A 16991-nucleotide genomic window follows, 5' to 3' on the forward strand; every position below is an offset into this window, starting at 1 on the left:
ACTCTAGAGGAGGAGGTATTAATGAATCATGGATTTTGATATCGTAGAGATAAAGGACTACTATGACACGGAAATAATCAATTATGACTATACTAAACTAAAAGCTTGGGGAGTAACTGAAGAGAATGCTCATTTTTTAATCGACATAGGAGTTCCAGAACAATATGATGATTTTTCCTTTTATGAATCTGAAGCTTTCCAAGTGAAAGTTGTTGAAGGAGAGGAATATATTCAGATTGGTCACTTCGCAAGTTATGGTATGCGTGACTCGTATGGTCTCTATCTAAAACAAGGGAGCGATATGTTTTTCGCAACATCATCATTGGATAAGTCCAACGTATATATGCTCAATAAGAATTTGGGAACCTTCTTTTTGTTTCATCTAATTAGAAGTGAACTGGCAACTAAAATGAGATTGGAAAGTACATATACCGCAGATGAGTATGCTAGAGCACTTCGTGGTTATTTAGAGAAGATTGATCCGATAGCAATGAAGAATGTTGAAGGTTACTGGTCACATTTGCTAGAAGACTACGAAACTGGATTGTAACTCTTCGAGAAATCTTGCATGGTTCTACATCTAAATAATCCCGGATCTTAAAGGAATGCTCGCTAATCAAGCCCTCATATGTAACAAAAAACATGAATAATCCGCTCTCATCCGAGAGTCGGATTTTTTCTCGTTCTAACACCAATATAACTCTTGTCAAAACGTAATCATTACGATATGATAATACTCACTGTTTAGATCATAATGATTACGATTAAGAGAGAGGGGCATTACCTTGAATAAAAAGACGCCACTGCTAGCGCTGGTCTCCTTGGCCTTGAGCGCTGGACTGTTGAGCGCCTGCGGATCATCTGAGTCCAGTCCCGCTGCGCAACCATCCACCGATAATAAAAATGTTCACTTCCTATATAACTTCTCCACCAGCTCGCTAGATCCACATGTGGATTCTAGCTATGTGCCGCTGCGCGCGGGCATTACGGAAACGCTGGTTCGTCTCGATGAAGAGAATCTGACGGTTGCTCCATGGCTCGCCGAGAGCTGGGAGAGCGAAGATGGGCAGCATTGGACGATCGACCTGCGAGATGATGTGACCTTCCAGAACGGCAAGCCAATGACGGGTGAATCCGTTAAGGCATCCCTTGAGCGGGCGCTGGAAGAGAATGTAGCCATCCAGAACGCGCTGAAGATCGATACGATTGAAGCCGAGGGTGACAAGCTGGAGATTACTACAACTCAGCCGTTTCCGGAGTTCGCTTCCGAACTGGTGAACCCCAACACGGCGATTATCGACGTGAGTGAGCCGGACATTGTGAACAAGCCCATTGGTACGGGCCCGTTTAAACTGACCTCTTTTACCCCGGGCAGCAAGCTGCAACTGGATCGCTATGATGAATACTGGGACGGAGCATCGCCTCTAGATTCCATCACGTTCTCATTCAATGAAGATGCCAATGCCCGCACACTAGCGCTCAAATCTGGGCAGGTAGATATCGTATACCGTCCGGAGGTAGAGAGTCTTGAATCGCTCAAAGCGATGGACGGCATGACCGTTGAATCTACATCGACGTTCCGCGTGCATCAACTAACGATGAACATGCAGCGGGAGAGTATGAAGGACCTTAATGTTCGTCGTGCGCTGGACGCGCTGATTGACCGTCAGGGTATCGTCGACACGATCCTGCTCGGCTATGGCGAAGCGGCCATCGGACCGTTCCTGCCATCGCTGCCATTTGCACCAACCTATACGGATACAGCAACGGAATCCGGAGCTGATGTCGCTGTAAAATATCTCAACGAAGCAGGGTACACGCAGCAAAACGGCGTGATGACCAAGGACGGAAAACCATTGCAATTGACCCTACTGACGTATTCGGCTCGTGCCGATCTGCCACTGATTGCTCAAGTATTCCAATCTGATGCGAAGAAGATCGGTATCGACGTGCAGATTCGCCAGATTGACACGCCAGAAGATTATATGGCATCTAACCGTGACTGGGATATTGCAACGTACAGTAATTTGACGGCTCCTCGTGGGGATGCAGGCTATTACCTTAATGCGACGTATCACCCTAAGGGTGCTCTTAACTTCAGTGGATCGGAAGATCCGGAACTGACCAAGATCATCGATGAACTGAATCTCACAGTTGCACCGGAGAAGCGCGCAGAGCTTGCCGAGAAGGCAGCCAACTATGTGCATGACAACGTGCTGAATTCATTCGTGCTGCATCCAGGTACGATCGTTGCCTATAATGGCAAGAAGATCAAGAATTGGGTTACCACTCGCAGTGAATATTACATGATTACCAATAAGCTGGATGTGATGTAATGTTTCGCATTTTGCTTCGGAAGTTCCTTGAGGTATTTATCTTTCTGTTGTTCATTATGTTTGTGAGTTTCCTGTTCATTCGTCTGGCTCCGGGTGATCCCGTGCTGACGATCCTGAATGTGGACAAACTGTCTGTTAGTCAGGAGCAGGTCGAAGCTGTACGCGAGGAGATGGGATTCAATGATTCGCTTCCTGTCCAGTTCGGCAACTGGTTGCTCGATTTTGTTCGTCTCGACTTCGGCGTATCGTATTCAACAGGCCAGCCCGTCATGCAGACCTTGATGCGTGCGCTGCCTGCTACGGCTGAACTGACGATTGGCGCACTGCTGGTCATGCTCGTTATAGCTATCCCGCTCGGCTCGCTATCAGCACTCCATCGTGGCAGTTGGATTGACCGCGGCAGCCGGATGCTCTCCATTGTGGGTGCGGCGGTGCCAAGCTTCTGGCTGGGTCTAATCCTGATCGACATGTTCGGCGTACGCTTCGGCAATCTGCCGACCATGGGCCGGGATGGATTCACATCACTTATTCTGCCATCTCTGACGCTGGGACTTGCCATCTCCAGCGTTTATGTGCGTCTTTTGCGTTCCAGCCTATTGGATTCTCTTAGCCAGGAGTTCGTTCGGTCCGCCAGGGCAAGAGGGTTATCCGAAGGCCGGATCTTCATGCTTCACGCCTTCCGGCACAGTCTGCCGCCTGTCATTACAGTATTCGGCGTCAGTCTCGGTAGCCTGATTGGCGGAGTTGTTGTAATTGAAGTGTTGTTCGCTTATCCGGGTATTGGCAAGCTTGTCGTTGATGCCATCCGCCAGCGTGATTATCCACTGATTCAGGGTTACATTCTGATCATGGCTATCGTGGTATTTCTCGTGAATACGGCGGTTGATCTGTCGTACCGTTATTTGAATCCCGAAATGAAACTGAAGGAAAAGGAGGCCCACCGATGAAAACCATACCCCTGCCCATTCCACCTACAAAATCTAAAAAACATAACTGGCAGGCGATCGTTGGTTTGCTATTTGCCCTGCTGGTCATCGCGGCCTCCGTATATGCCTTTTTAGTTCTGAAACATGATCATACCTTAACCGATCTGCGCGGACGATTGCAGGGTGCAAGTGCTCTCCATCCGTTCGGCACCGACCATCTGGGCCGCGATGTACTGACACGTCTGCTGCTTGGCGGCGGCCAAACACTGGGTTATAGTCTGCTGGCACTCGGTGCTGCATTGCTGATTGGCATTCCGTTTGGTTTGATCGCGGGTTACAAACGTGGCTGGGTCGATAAGTTGTTCATGCGGATTGCTGATGCCTTTCTTGCTTTCCCTGATACCATCGTGGCGATTGTGCTAAGTGGCTTGCTTGGCGCGGGAATCGGTAATCTGGTATTGGCGATTGTGATCGTAAAGTGGGTCAGCTATGCGCGTCTCGTTCGAAGTACGGTTTTATCGGAGTCACAAAAGGATTACATTCGCATTGCCCGCACCAACGGATTGTCGGACGGTCGTATCATGAGAAAACATCTGCTTCCACATATCGCAGGTCATGTGCTCGTGCTGGCCAGTCTTGATCTGGGTAAAATCATTCTGCTCATCTCATCATTGTCCTACATTGGCCTTGGCGCACAGCCGCCAACACCTGAATGGGGTGCGATGCTGAACGACTCACGGCCTTACTTCCAGTCTCGGCCAGAGCTGATGATCTATCCGGGTCTTGCCATTGTCTCGGTAGTGCTGCTTGCCAACATGCTGGGCGACTATCTAAGAGACCGGTTTGACGTGAAGAAAGAGGTGCAGCCATGATTCTCTCCATTGAGGAACTGAGTATCTCCAGTCGGGATCGTACTATTGTAGATCAAGTCTCTCTGGCTGTTCGCGAAGGCGAGTTCATGGCATTGGTTGGACAGAGTGGTAGTGGCAAAAGCTTGCTCTCGCAAGCAATTGGTCGTCTGTTGCCGCCCAACCTGCATGCGTCGGGGCGAGTCATGTTCGAGGGCAGCAACCTGCTCGAACGGAAGCCAAAGGAGATGCGCGCCCTGCGGGGAAGCCGCATCTCATATATTTTTCAAGACTATCAGGGAGCATTTACGCCCTTCCGCAGCATTGGCGGACACTTTGATGAATACCAGAAGGTACATGGGGAAAAGTCTTCTGCCATCCGCAAGAAACGAGCGGAGGAAGCGCTGGAATCGGTTGGCCTTGGCGCTGAATTGCTGCGCCGCTATCCGTTCCAATTGAGCGGTGGACAGCTTCAGCGGGCCTCAATTGCCACATCGCTGATGCTATCTCCTCGCCTGCTGATTGCTGACGAAGCAACAACGGCACTGGACAGTGTGTCTGGGCATCGCGTGTTGGAACTGCTGGCACGCAAACAAGCGGAGACGGGCTGTGCCATTTTGTTTATCACGCATGATTGGCGCCATGTACGTCGCTATGCCAACCGCTTGGCTGTGATGAAGGAAGGTCAGATCGTCGAATCTGGCGGGAAACATCGCATTCTTGATCATCCCCAGCATGAATATACGCGTCAGCTGATTGATGCGGCTCCCGTTCTGAGTCGCTCGCTGAAGTCGGGATTGAAGGAGGCAGGAACGGAATGAAGACAACCACAAATGCTGAATGCCGTGGACTCATGCAGTCCGAAGAATCTGGTGTGCGAAGCCACGATTTTGCTAGAGACTTAAACGATGTAGACAGAGACAATGTAATCATAGATACTGCGGGTACAGATCATACGGATATATATGCGGATACAGATAATGCCGGTTCAGACAATGCTTCATCGCTCAGCACCCTTGGCAATCCTGTGCTTCACGTGGAACATCTGAGCCGAACGTATGCGGGTGCAGACCGACCGGCTGTGAACGATATTTCCTTCACCCTGAACCACGGCGAATGTCTTGGCCTGGTTGGCGAGAGCGGGTGCGGCAAGAGTACGCTCGCCCGCTGTCTGCTACGGATTGAGGATGCAGATACAGGCTCGATTACACTGGGTGGACAGGATATTGCACGGCTGAGCGGCCGACGGTTGCGACCTCATCGCCGGAAGATTCAGATTGTTTTCCAGAATCCAATGGCTGCACTAAACCCGAAGCTCAAGATTGCTGATTCGCTGATTGATCCGTACGAACAACTTGGACGGAACGCCGAGCTGTCCCACTTTACCTATACGTCGAAGGAGGATTACGTCCAAAAGTTGCTTGAAGCGGTGGAGCTTCCTAGCGATTTGGCTGGACGTTACCCCCATGAGCTAAGTGGTGGACAGCGTCAGCGCGTCACGATTGCACGTGCTATTGGCATTGAACCGGACGTTGTTGTTCTGGATGAACCGACGGCCAGCCTGGACGTGATCTCGCAAGGAGCAGTTTTGCAGTTGCTCACCGATCTGCGGACATCGCTTGGTCTTTCATACGTGTTCATCTCGCATGACTTGGCCGCGGTACATCGCATGAGCCAGCGCATCATCGTTATGCGGGAAGGTCAGATCGTTGACCGCTTTGGTGCAGATGCGTTGTTCGCTGAAGAACGCCATCCGTATACAAAGGAACTGATTTCAATTTTCTGAGTACTCCCGGAGACGCCGGGGGTGGTAATCGTTAATTTATATATGAAGCCGCCTTACGAAGAGATTCGAGAGCGGCTTTTAGTGCATCCATTTGATCATCCAAAGTCCCCCTAAAACCGGGTTCCTTTCTTTGTTTTGAACAAATATATCTTTCAGGCCTATAACCGGGCTAACGTTCCGATGTAAACTAGCGTATACTGATGGAATAGCAAATATCTTGAAATTGCATATTTAAATTGCTCTATATTATTGATACACTAGATCAAGGTTATAATCATTCAGAGAAGGTGCGATCCCGTTCAAGAATGGGCTTGCTGCAAATGCCAAATCGATAACGCTTACATCCTTTTGGCAAATATAGGATATAAGGACGGTAGACATGAGCCAGGGACAAACGAGTACAGATGTTATCTTGATTGGTGCCGGAATTATGAGTGCAACTTTGGGAACTTTGCTAAAAGAATTGGCACCAGACTGGAATATTAAGGTTTTCGAAAAGCTAGCCACTGCAGGAGAGGAAAGCTCCAACGAATGGAATAATGCCGGAACCGGGCATGCTGCATTGTGCGAACTTAACTATACCGTTGAACGACCAGACGGAACCGTAGATATTAGCAAAGCGATTAAAGTGAATGAACAATTTCAGATCTCAAAGCAATTTTGGTCCTATCTCGTCAATAGCCGTCTGATTCGTAATCCGCGGGACTTCATTATGCCGATTCCCCATTTGAGTTATGTACACGGAGAGAGCAATGTCCAGTTTTTGAAAAGACGTTATGACTCCTTGTCGAATCACCCGCTGTTCGCAGGCATGGAATTCTCGGATGACAAGAAAGAGCTGGCGAAATGGATGCCGCTGATGATGAAAGATCGTACCAGTAATGAACCTGTTGCAGCGACCAAAATTGACTCCGGTACGGACGTTAACTTTGGTGCTTTAACGCGTATGCTGATCAAACATTTGAAGGAACAACAAGTGGGCGTCCACTACCAACATAGCGTGAAGAATATGAAACGCACCAGCGATGGACAATGGGAATTATCCGTGAAAAACCTGAAGAGTGGTGCAGTCGAACGCCATAAGGCAAAATTCGTCTTCATCGGCGCGGGCGGCGGAAGTCTGCATTTGCTCCAGAAGACGGGCATTCCGGAAGGTAAACATATCGGCGGATTCCCGGTCAGTGGGATCTTTATGGTGTGCAAAAATCAAAAAGTCGTGGAACAGCATCACGCCAAAGTATATGGCAAAGCTTCGGTAGGAGCTCCGCCGATGTCGGTTCCACATCTGGATACTCGTTTTATCGACAATAAAAAATCACTGCTGTTCGGACCGTTTGCTGGGTTCTCGCCGAAGTTCCTGAAGACGGGTTCCAATGCCGACTTAATCACGTCTGTTAAGATGCATAATCTGCTTACGATGCTCGCAGCAGGTGTCAAAGAAATCTCTTTGACCAAGTACCTGATCCAACAACTGATGTTATCCAAAGAACAACGTATGGCAGAATTGCGTGACTTTGTTCCGGGTGCGAAGAGCGAGGATTGGGATATGGTTCTGGCGGGGCAGCGTGTGCAGGTGATCAAGGATACCGTTCAGGGTGGCAAGGGTACGCTCCAATTTGGTACGGAAGTGGTCACGTCTGCAGATGGAACGATTGCGGCTCTGTTAGGTGCATCACCGGGTGCATCCACTGCCGTTCAGGTCATGCTTGAGATTCTTCAGCGGTGCTTCCCGCAGCATATGGAGGCATGGGAGCCAAAGATCAAGGAAATGATTCCTTCCTACGGCATATCCCTTGTGGAGAACTTGGATCTTCTCAAAGAGGTTCATTCTTCAACAGCCAAGGCACTGGGATTATCGGATGAAAAACATGTCCTGCACGTATAACGTTTAGCTTATTGTGTTAGATCATAATGAAGTCATAGAAAAGAGAGCTAAGCCGGGTCGAAACCCGTGCTTAGCTCTCTTTTGGTTTATTTGGTATGTCAGAACCTGAACTTGAGCTTGAAATTGAACTTGAACATATCCGCTATCACAGCGCTCCCCGTAGACCTTACACAGAGCAAACGGATATGGATCGAATAATATGCCGCTGTAGAGTTATAGAACGATCTTAATGCTCAGGCTCTCAACTGCGGTCCAAAGGGATGACAAAGGAAACTTTCGTACCTTGGCCCGGCGAGCTGACGATGGTCAAACCTTGTCCGTACATCTGGGTCAACCGGCGATGTGTATTGGTTAATCCAATGCCTCCAGTTCCACCGGGACCTTTCTTGGGCCACGCTAGTGCCCGTTCGATCTGCTCGGGCTGCATCCCCACACCGTCATCTTCGATCTCAATCAAGGTGGACGCTGTTTGGTTGATGATTCGGATATGCACGGTTCCACCCTCAACTTTGCTGAGAATACCATGTCGAACAGCATTCTCAATGAGCGGTTGAATGGTGAGTGGCGGCAGGGATAGATCAAGATCATCGGGAATATCCCAGATGACGTTCAACCGATGCATGAATCGTTCTTTCTCAATGTAGAGATAGGCGCGGGAGAGATCCAACTCATGAGTGACCTCAACCATTTTCTCCGAATTAACAAAATGAAAACTGGTCTGAAGGTACTCGATAAAAGCATCGCCCAGTTTCTGCATTCGCTCCGTGTCCATCTCACTAAGAACCATGATTGAATTGAGCGTATTAAAAAGAAAATGGGGCTGAATCTGTGCTTGTAAGTAAGCAGCCTCCATGCGCAGTCGCTCATCAATGGATTGTTTCAGTACGATCAGAGACCCGATGCGATGCCTTAATTCAACGGCATCCACGGGCTTGGTGACATAGTCCGTAGCACCGGCCATGAATCCGGCGTATACATCCGCTGGCTCGTTACGGGCTGTCAGCAACAGGATGGGAAGCTCGGATACCGAATAACGCTTGCGTACGTTCTCGGTCAGTTCATAACCGGACATATGAGGCATCATGACATCGGCAATCAGTAAGTCCCAAGGCTCCTTATCCAATAATTCAAGTGCCTCAAGCGCCGAGGCCGCGGGTTGAATATGATACGGTTCATTCGCCAGCATGGAGATCAGTACTCGCAGGTTTACAGGATCATCATCGACGGCAAGAATTCTTGCGGCAGTCTTATCTTGAGAGACGGTCTGCTGCTGTGGCTCTGCAATCGCAATTTCATCGAAGCTGTGAGCATCCCATTGCTGCTCAGTCTGGTCCGATAACGATGCGGTGTCTTCCCGTGGAAGCGAGATCTGGAAGGTCGATCCTTGCCCAGGTACGGATTGCACGGTGAGTTGGCCGCCATGGAGTTCGGTGAGCTGCCTGCTGATATTGAGACCGAGGCCGATTCCTCCGCTTAAACGGGCCTCTGGGGTCCCTTGTTCATACGCCTCGAATATTCGCTGTTGTATCTCCTCACTCATACCAACACCTGTATCTGAAACTTGAATCAAGACGTACTCTCCATGTTCCCGAACGGACACGGTAATGGTACCCTCATCGGTAAATTTGAGCGCATTATGCAACAGGTTGTAGAGCACCTGAACAAGTCTTCTCTCATCGGCTTGAATCAACGGCAGTGATTCTGGAATATCCACCTGCATATGGATGGGCTTCCCCTCTGCCATGAATCGGAACATACCGATCACGCCTGGAATGACAGATGCAAGAGATAAAGGTTTCTTCTGAAGCGTAATACGTTTTTCCTTCAAACGAATGACATCAAGGAGGTCATCCACCAGTTGGGACATGCGTCGGCCGATGGTAACTAACAGCTTCATGTCTTCTGCCTGCTGCCCACCTGATTTACGACGTTCACGAACCGCGATGCTCTCGGCGATATTGATGATCCCGTGCAGTGGTGTACGCAATTCATGAGCCGTATTCACAAGAAACTGATCCTTCTGGCGATCCTCTTCTTTGAGCTGTTCGTACAACTTCTCGATCTCACTTGAATTGCGGAAGTATTTTCTGAACCAATAGGCGGAGAAGCCAAACATGGCCGCAATCACATCGATCGGATAATACACGTTGGTAATTTCGCTATGTGAGTTCACAATTCCCCATAACACGCTTGATAGGCTGCTAGTAGCCGCAAAGAGCAAAAAGCTTGCGTCCCTTCGTTTCTCGGCTGCCATTCGGAAGAATAGGTACACAGACCAGCCGATGGCAAACAGATAAAGGAAATCAGAGAGCCCAATCTCAAGTACATGATAGATCAGGGTCACTGGTGCGACGAGCAAAAATAAACAGTAAACGCCAAGCACGCTGGCATAGATGCGGAACAGTTTACGCCATTGTAGACTATGGGAGAAGCTTTTAGCCATTTGTAAAAGAAAGAATGCGAACAACGGATAGGACAACGCTTTGGCCTTAACGATCCAAGTGAAGTTGAGTGGAATCCAACTTAATAACAGATTGTCATGGTCGGAAGCGACCGTTAGGGCAGCTACCAGTGTTAGCATCGAGAACGTCAGAAGAGCTCGTTCCTTTCGGATAAATAGAAACATGACAAAAGCGTATAGGCTGTGCAAAAGCAGTATAGCGAATGTAATCTTTTGCAAGTCAATGGATAGTCCTCGTTCACTTCCAATGGCTTCTGGAGAACCAAAATAGAGAGAGCGTGTGATCCCTCCGCTATAAGGATCGTCAAAATTGGCTGTCTGCACCGAAAGATTGAGTTCGGTAGAACCGTCAAGCACATAGGAAGTTGTAAATGCAGTCCTTTCTGGTCGATAGGCTTCGGCATGAGTGGCAGGTTGGCCGAATTCGGCAACAATGGTCCCGTTCATCTCGATAATCGATGATGTCTGGATTTTCTGAGCCCAGAGAGAGACTTCCTCCACAGATGGATCTAAAAGTATGCGAAGATGGTATGTCCCATATCCAAACGACGATGAGGATTGTGGTAATGCATCACGCCAGTCACCGGGAACTTGAATCGGTGTGGAGGGGTTATCCGCTATTTTCGCGTCACGATTAGAGATTAACGTCTGGGGATAAAACTCCCATTCTCCATCCAGGGATATGGGTGAAGTGTTGGCGAGGTCCCAGCCTCGAAGGTCTAACAAGCCTTCAATGGGTTCAGGATGTGCGGGTATAGTGAAAGTCTCGGACCATATCCAGCGAAAGCCAAGCAAAATAGTCAGGAATAGAATCGACAGCACTACATATCGGGGTATCTTTTTATAGGTTATTGGTTTCATGGCAGACTTTAGTTTTCGACAGTTTACTTCAAATTCCTGCATGCCCTCTGCCAAAGATGAACATTTTTTTGAATACCGGAACATAGATTCTATATTTAAATGATAGCGGTCCCACGTCAGGATTTATGGTAAAATTATAGATTAAAGGGTGATCAGTGAGCCAGAGGAGTTGTGCATATGAGAGTGATTTTGGTAGATGATGAATATCTCGCTCTGAGCAGGTTGAACAAACTGTTGCAAGAGAGAGAGGATTGCGAAGTTATCGGCTCTTTTCTGACGGCACAGGAAGCCATAGATCAGATCGAAATTCATCTGCCGGAAATCGTCTTCATGGACGTTCAAATGCCGGGGATGAACGGGATCGAGGCGACCGAACGTATCCATGAGGTTTCTCCTGGAACAGAAGTTATTTTCACAACCGCATATAACGAACATGCACTGACAGCCTATGGGCTTGAAGTGCTGGACTATATTATGAAGCCTGTAACGCGTGACCGTTTGGAAAAAACGATGAAGATGTATCAACGCCGAACGGTGTCAGCAAGTCTGAATATAACAGAAGGGCCATCCATGTTGATCCGTTGTCTGGGGATGCTCCAAGTCCAAGTGCACCCAAATGAGCCACCAAAACATATGAAGTTCAGAACAACCAAGATTAGAGAGTTATTCGCCTATTTGCTCCACCATCGGAACAAACCGATTAAACGGGATACGCTACTTGAACTGTTGTGGCCAGAGTTGGATGAGCGGAGAGGTATATCCAATCTGCACAGTGGGATCCATCGCTTACGCAGCATGATGAACGAATTCATGGGTGAGGACAAGATGGTCATTCGTTATCAACAGTTTGGTTATCTATTGGAAACGGGTGAATTCAGGATTGATGCGGAAGAATGGGAGAGCCGTCTTAACCGATTGCCTCTATTATCTTCGTCTACAATAACTGAACATCGGCAGACCTCAGATCAATATGAAGGCAAATATTATGGCGAGGACGATTATGTATGGGCTGAGTTGGAGCGCCAGCGATTGCATGCACTCTGGCGTAACCATGCCATGCAACTCGCACAATATTACATTGATCTAGGGCAGAATACGGAAGCACTAACGCTATATTACCGGGTACAGCAATTCGAACCATCATTGGAGGAAGTCGGACTGGCCTTAATGAAGACCTACGATCGATTAGGCAATAAAGATCCTGTGGTCGCTCAATATAATCAGTTGGTTATCGCTTTAGAACAAGAGGCAGGTATACGTCCTGGCCTAGAAGTTGAGTTATGGTACCAACAATGGAAAAATTCGAATAGTTAATTGGAAATATACAGCCTTGCAGCTTCATTTGCAAGGCTGTTTTTTTGTTGTATTTGTTAGCGAGGAGTCTGGTAAGAGTTTGGTAAGAGGCTATGTGTAGAATAAGCAAGATGAGGGTAGATATGATGTTTTGAGTCAGTAAGCAGTCCAAAAATAACATATTAAGTAGGAGGAAACTATGTACACAGCAAAAATCCGGAAGAAACCATGGCAAAGAATGTCCATGCTAGTTCTTTCCTTTATTCTGGCGATTGGAACGTTGCCCATGAGTTTGGCTCAAGCGGATGCGACTAACCAGACTCCTGTTGGTCCGGGCGGAGTTGGATCCCCTTCACTATGGCTACGACCAGAGCGGGTAAGCGGAGTTGCCAGCGGCGAAAAGGTGAGTATCTGGGAAGATCAAGGCAGTAAAATAAACAACGCAACCCAAAGTACGGAAGCTAATCAACCGACCTATTGGGATGATAAAAATCATAATATCAATTTCAATCCGGTATTGGAATATAACGGCACGAGTAGTTTTATGAATCTGGATGTAAGTAAGCTTCCTCAAGGGAAGAGCCCCAGATCGATCATTACCGTTAGCAAAACCAATAAAACGGGAGGCCTCAATTATATTATTTCATGGGGAGTACAAACAACGAATGCTTATACGGGTATGGGGATGCTTCAAGTTGACGCAAGGGGCGGCTTGACGACATTTAACAGTGACAGTAATCAGACTTTATACACTCCCGACAAGTTTATGGGAACGACATTCCCGACCGAGCTATTTGTTACTTGGACAGGTGGGGACACTGGAACGAATATAGCTAGATTGTACAGTAAAATGGAGCAGGTACAGGAACTGGGTGGTTGGGGAAAAGATAATGCTAAGGCATGGAATACTGGTAACTCGGACGGAGCTTTAGTTGGTAAGCTAATTCCGGCAACTGTGGAGAATAGTGGATATTGGCAGGGTACGATTGAAGAAATCATCGTATTTGACCATGCGCTGACGGACGCAGAACGCCAAAAAGTCAGCACATATTTGGCGATCAAATACGGCTATACGCTTGATCAGACGACAGCAAATTCATATGTCGATTCAAACATGGCTACGATCTGGGATGCCCAGGAGAACGAAGTCTATACCCATCGGATTACAAGCATCGGTCGAGATGATCAGAGCGGATTGATGCAGAAACAAGCCAAAGCGCAGGAAGAAGATTCGATATTGACGATTGCATTAGGCAACAGTATCGAGGATACGAATTCTGCTAATGAAAATAAAATAACAGAAAATTCTTCTTTCTTTACATTCGGTGACAATGGGGAGAAAAATACCGATTTCGTAACACCGATTACTAATGATAAAGAAAAACTGCTTATGATGAAGCGTATCTACAAAATACAGAAATTAAACTGGACTGAAACACAGATTACACTTCAACTAGACAAAAAAGGTGGCTCGACGGAGTTGCCTCGATATCTAGTAATTAGTGATGATGCAAAATTTGATGCTCCAAAATCGTTCTATTTAATTGAAAATGGCCAAGTAAGCATAAATACCTCCAATTTTGGTCTGAATTCATACTTTACGATAGCAGAAGTTGCTGCTCCTTTGACGGCGCCAGACATCACACTGATCGACGATGAGTTGAAATGGGAAGCAGTTGAGCATGCAGATAAATATGAAGTAACGATTGAACTGGAAGACGGCAGGAAGCGGACGGTGGAAGTAACCGAAAAGGCGCTTAACCTGTCGCAATTGGTACCATCGCTAGAAGTTGGCACCTACAAAGTGACAGTAACAGCGAAGACGGACAGTCCAGCCTATGCAGATTCAGAAGCATCAAATACGAAAAGTTATGTTGTTATTGATAAAGCGAAGTTGAAAGCCAAAGCCGATGAGATTAAGGATAAGATCGAAACAGGCGAACTGGACGAAGAGGAGTACACACCAGCGAGCTGGACAGCACTGGATAATGCAATGAATGAAGCAGAGCGAGTGTTGAATGAACCGACAGCGACTCAAGCGCAGGTAGACAAGGCGCTTTTGGATCTGACTGATGCAAGAACGGGCCTAATCCCTACAACATCTGTACCCGTTGTAGATAAATCAGTTTTGCAAGCGAAAGTAACTGAAATTACAGGTGAAAGCCTGGAAGAATCAGCTTACACGCCAGCGAGCTGGGTAACACTCAAAGATGCGATGAATGAAGCAGAGCGAGTGTTGAATGAACCGACAGCGACTCAAGCGCAGGTAGATAAGGCACTTCAGGATCTGACAGATGCAAGAACGGGCCTAATCCCTACAACATCTGTACCCGTTGTAGATAAATCAGTTTTGCAAGCGAAAGTAACTGAAATTACAGGTGAAAGCCTGGAAGAGTCAGCTTACACGCCAGCGAGCTGGGTAACACTCAAAGATGCGATGAATGAAGCAGAGCGAGTGTTGAATGAACCGACAGCGACTCAAGCGCAGGTAGATAAGGCACTTCAGGATCTGACAGATGCAAGAACGGGCCTAATCCCTACAACATCTGTACCCGTTGTAGATAAATCAGTTTTGCAAGCGAAAGTAACTGAAATTACAGGTGAAAGCCTGGAAGAGTCAGCGTACACACCAGCGAGCTGGGAAGCACTCAAAGATGCGATGAATGAAGCAAATCGAGTGCTTAATGATCTGACAGCGACCCAAGCGCAGGTAGACAAGGCACTTTTGGATCTGACTGATGCAAGAACGGGACTTACCAAAGTAATTGGTACAGATGCATCTACTTTGCAGACGCTGGTTCCTTCCGTGGGAAGCTTGTCTCCGGCTTTTGATCCGGCGAAAGACACGTACACCATCTCTGTGCCGAATAGCGTATATCAATTCCAGCTCACGCCAACGGCACTTGATCCACATGCGAAGATTGAAATAGCTGTTGGAGATGGAGAATGGAACGAGGTTTCAAGTGGCAGTGTAAGTGAGAATCTACCGCTTCAAGTCGGTGGGAATAAGATCGTTGTTAGAGTAACCGATTCACTTGGAAATGTTACGGCGTATAAAATCAACGTGACTAGAGCATCCAGTGACAATGGTAACAATGGTGGAGGCAACAATGGCGGCGGTGGAAATACGGGAGGTAACGGCGGAAGTACACCAGCACCAGCACCTACACCTGCGCCAGTACCAACGCCAACTCCGGCACCCGTGAAGGATAATTTGGAAACAACTCGGGATGGTAACCATCAACCATTTGCTACATCCAAACCATCTGACAACAAAGAAACATTGGTTCAAGTTGATCCAGCCAAGCTGAATGTTGCCATGTCACAAGGCACAGGCCAGCAGTTCGCCATTCATTCACCGAATGATGGGGATATGAAGGTGGACGGTTTAACCCTCGATACACTGAAACAATTGGTGGATCAAGGTTCCAAACTAAACATTAGCAATCCGCTGGCAATCTATCCGGTACCTGGCGGTAAAATGGACGTGAATGGTGTGTCCAGACAGCTTGGTAATGCAGCGTTGAATGATATTGATGTCCATGTTGATATCGCACGTTCCTCGGATGCTTTGATTGACAGCGCCGAGACAAGAGCCGCATCCCAAGGATACGAGCTACTTGTCACACCGGTTGATCTGGATCTGACGTTTACGAAAGATGGACAGAGCGTGCGATCCGGCCAGCTGAACGGTTATGCACCGAAGTATATTGCACTTCCGGAAGGTATCGATCCGAACCGGATTACTACAGGCGTAATCATTAATCCGGACGGTAGCATCTTCCATGTACCAACGGTTGTCACTAAGATCAGTAGTCGTTACTACGCACTCATTAATGACTTGCGTAGCAGCGGAAGTTACTCGGTTATCTGGAACCCGCAGGATTTTGAAGATGCCAGATCCCATTGGGGCAAAACTGATGTGAACAACATCGCTGCGAGATTAGATCTGCAAGGTAACGGAGATAACACATTCTCACCGAACCGTCAGGTTACTCGTTCTGAGTTTGCCGAGATTGTTGTGCTTGGACTGGGCTTAATGCGTCAGGATGCACCACAGAATCTATTCCCTGACGTTAACGATTCCGCATGGTTCCGCTCTGCGGTAGCCCTTGCAAATGAATTCGGTATCGTTCGCGGTTACGATAATGGGAACTTCAACGGTAATCAGGAGATCACACGTGAGCAAGGATTTGCTATGGTTGCTCGTGCCTACCGTCTGATTGAGCCGGAAGCGGTAATTAGCCCGGATCAGATGAACTCTGAACTGGAACGTTACAGTGATGCAGCCGATGTATCGAATTGGGCCAAGGAAGATGTAGCCCAGTTGATTACAGCGGGGATCATCCAAGGTAATGGGCCAGAAGTGCTGAGTCCGAAGACCACGATGACCCGTGCTGAGGTCACTGCATTGATTGCAAGAATGTTGAAGGTAACCAACTTGATTGATCAATAAACACAATCTAAAATGAAAAGCCTTTGCTGACATTGGGGGTCGGCAAAGGCTTTTTTCTATTTTTATTAAATTCTTAAATTCATGTCGTAATACTTTCGCCCTGTTGGCAGATCGTGGAATCTGAGATGATGGGTTCACC

10 protein-coding genes are annotated in these 16991 nt (G+C 47.7%); 9 read left to right on the top strand and 1 reads right to left on the bottom strand.

Translation table 11 applies throughout. The features are described from left to right. Positions 1 to 28: 28 nt before the first annotated feature. The 7 genes from MHI01_RS19245 (at position 29) to MHI01_RS19275 (ending at position 7781) form a co-directional block, all read left to right on the top strand. Positions 29 to 550 carry an SUKH-4 family immunity protein gene (locus MHI01_RS19245; RefSeq protein ID WP_340983857.1) on the top strand — a complete coding sequence of 174 codons (522 nt, stop codon included), beginning with the start codon at positions 29 to 31 and terminating at the stop codon, positions 548 to 550. A gap of 235 nt (positions 551 to 785) precedes the next feature. Beyond that, on the top strand, positions 786 to 2336 hold the full coding sequence (gene nikA, locus MHI01_RS19250) for a nickel ABC transporter substrate-binding protein (protein ID WP_340983858.1): 1551 nt from the start codon (positions 786 to 788) through the stop codon (positions 2334 to 2336). Next, complete coding sequence (nikB, locus tag MHI01_RS19255; RefSeq protein ID WP_282319823.1) at positions 2336 to 3283, top strand: nickel ABC transporter permease; 948 nt, start codon at positions 2336 to 2338, stop codon at positions 3281 to 3283. Before nikA ends, nikB begins: the two co-directional genes overlap by 1 nt. Then, complete coding sequence (gene nikC / locus MHI01_RS19260; protein ID WP_076217106.1) at positions 3280 to 4134, top strand: nickel transporter permease; 855 nt, start codon at positions 3280 to 3282, stop codon at positions 4132 to 4134. Before nikB ends, nikC begins: the two co-directional genes overlap by 4 nt. Beyond that, positions 4131 to 4931, top strand: coding sequence for an ABC transporter ATP-binding protein (locus MHI01_RS19265; protein WP_036671813.1), 801 nt, complete (start codon positions 4131 to 4133; stop codon positions 4929 to 4931). The genes nikC and MHI01_RS19265 overlap by 4 nt, the downstream gene beginning before the upstream one ends. Beyond that, the gene (locus MHI01_RS19270; protein ID WP_340983859.1) at positions 4928 to 5896 is read left to right on the top strand and encodes an ABC transporter ATP-binding protein; all 969 of its coding nucleotides are present in this window, start codon (positions 4928 to 4930) and stop codon (positions 5894 to 5896) included. The genes MHI01_RS19265 and MHI01_RS19270 overlap by 4 nt, the downstream gene beginning before the upstream one ends. A gap of 379 nt (positions 5897 to 6275) precedes the next feature. Beyond that, positions 6276 to 7781, top strand: a complete 1506-nt coding sequence (locus MHI01_RS19275) for a malate:quinone oxidoreductase (protein ID WP_076252082.1) — start codon at positions 6276 to 6278, stop codon at positions 7779 to 7781. Between the two features lie 241 nt (positions 7782 to 8022). Here MHI01_RS19275 and MHI01_RS19280 read toward each other — a convergent pair whose 3' ends face one another. Continuing rightward, entirely contained in the window at positions 8023 to 11103 is a 3081-nt protein-coding gene (locus tag MHI01_RS19280; protein WP_340983861.1) for a hybrid sensor histidine kinase/response regulator, read from the bottom strand. 177 nt (positions 11104 to 11280) lie between these two features. Here MHI01_RS19280 and MHI01_RS19285 point away from each other — a divergent pair, with 177 nt between their 5' ends. Both MHI01_RS19285 and MHI01_RS19290 read left to right on the top strand, forming a co-directional pair. Beyond that, positions 11281 to 12417, top strand: coding sequence for a response regulator (locus MHI01_RS19285; RefSeq protein WP_076320146.1), 1137 nt, complete (start codon positions 11281 to 11283; stop codon positions 12415 to 12417). Positions 12418 to 12595: 178 nt separating this feature from the next. Next, positions 12596 to 16852: an S-layer homology domain-containing protein gene (locus MHI01_RS19290; RefSeq protein WP_340983862.1), complete on the top strand. Its 4257-nt coding sequence runs from the start codon at positions 12596 to 12598 to the stop codon at positions 16850 to 16852. Positions 16853 to 16991: the final 139 nt, after the last annotated feature.

The sequence above is a fragment of the Paenibacillus sp. FSL M7-0656 genome (assembly GCF_038003225.1).
Classification (GTDB): domain Bacteria; phylum Bacillota; class Bacilli; order Paenibacillales; family Paenibacillaceae; genus Paenibacillus; species Paenibacillus amylolyticus.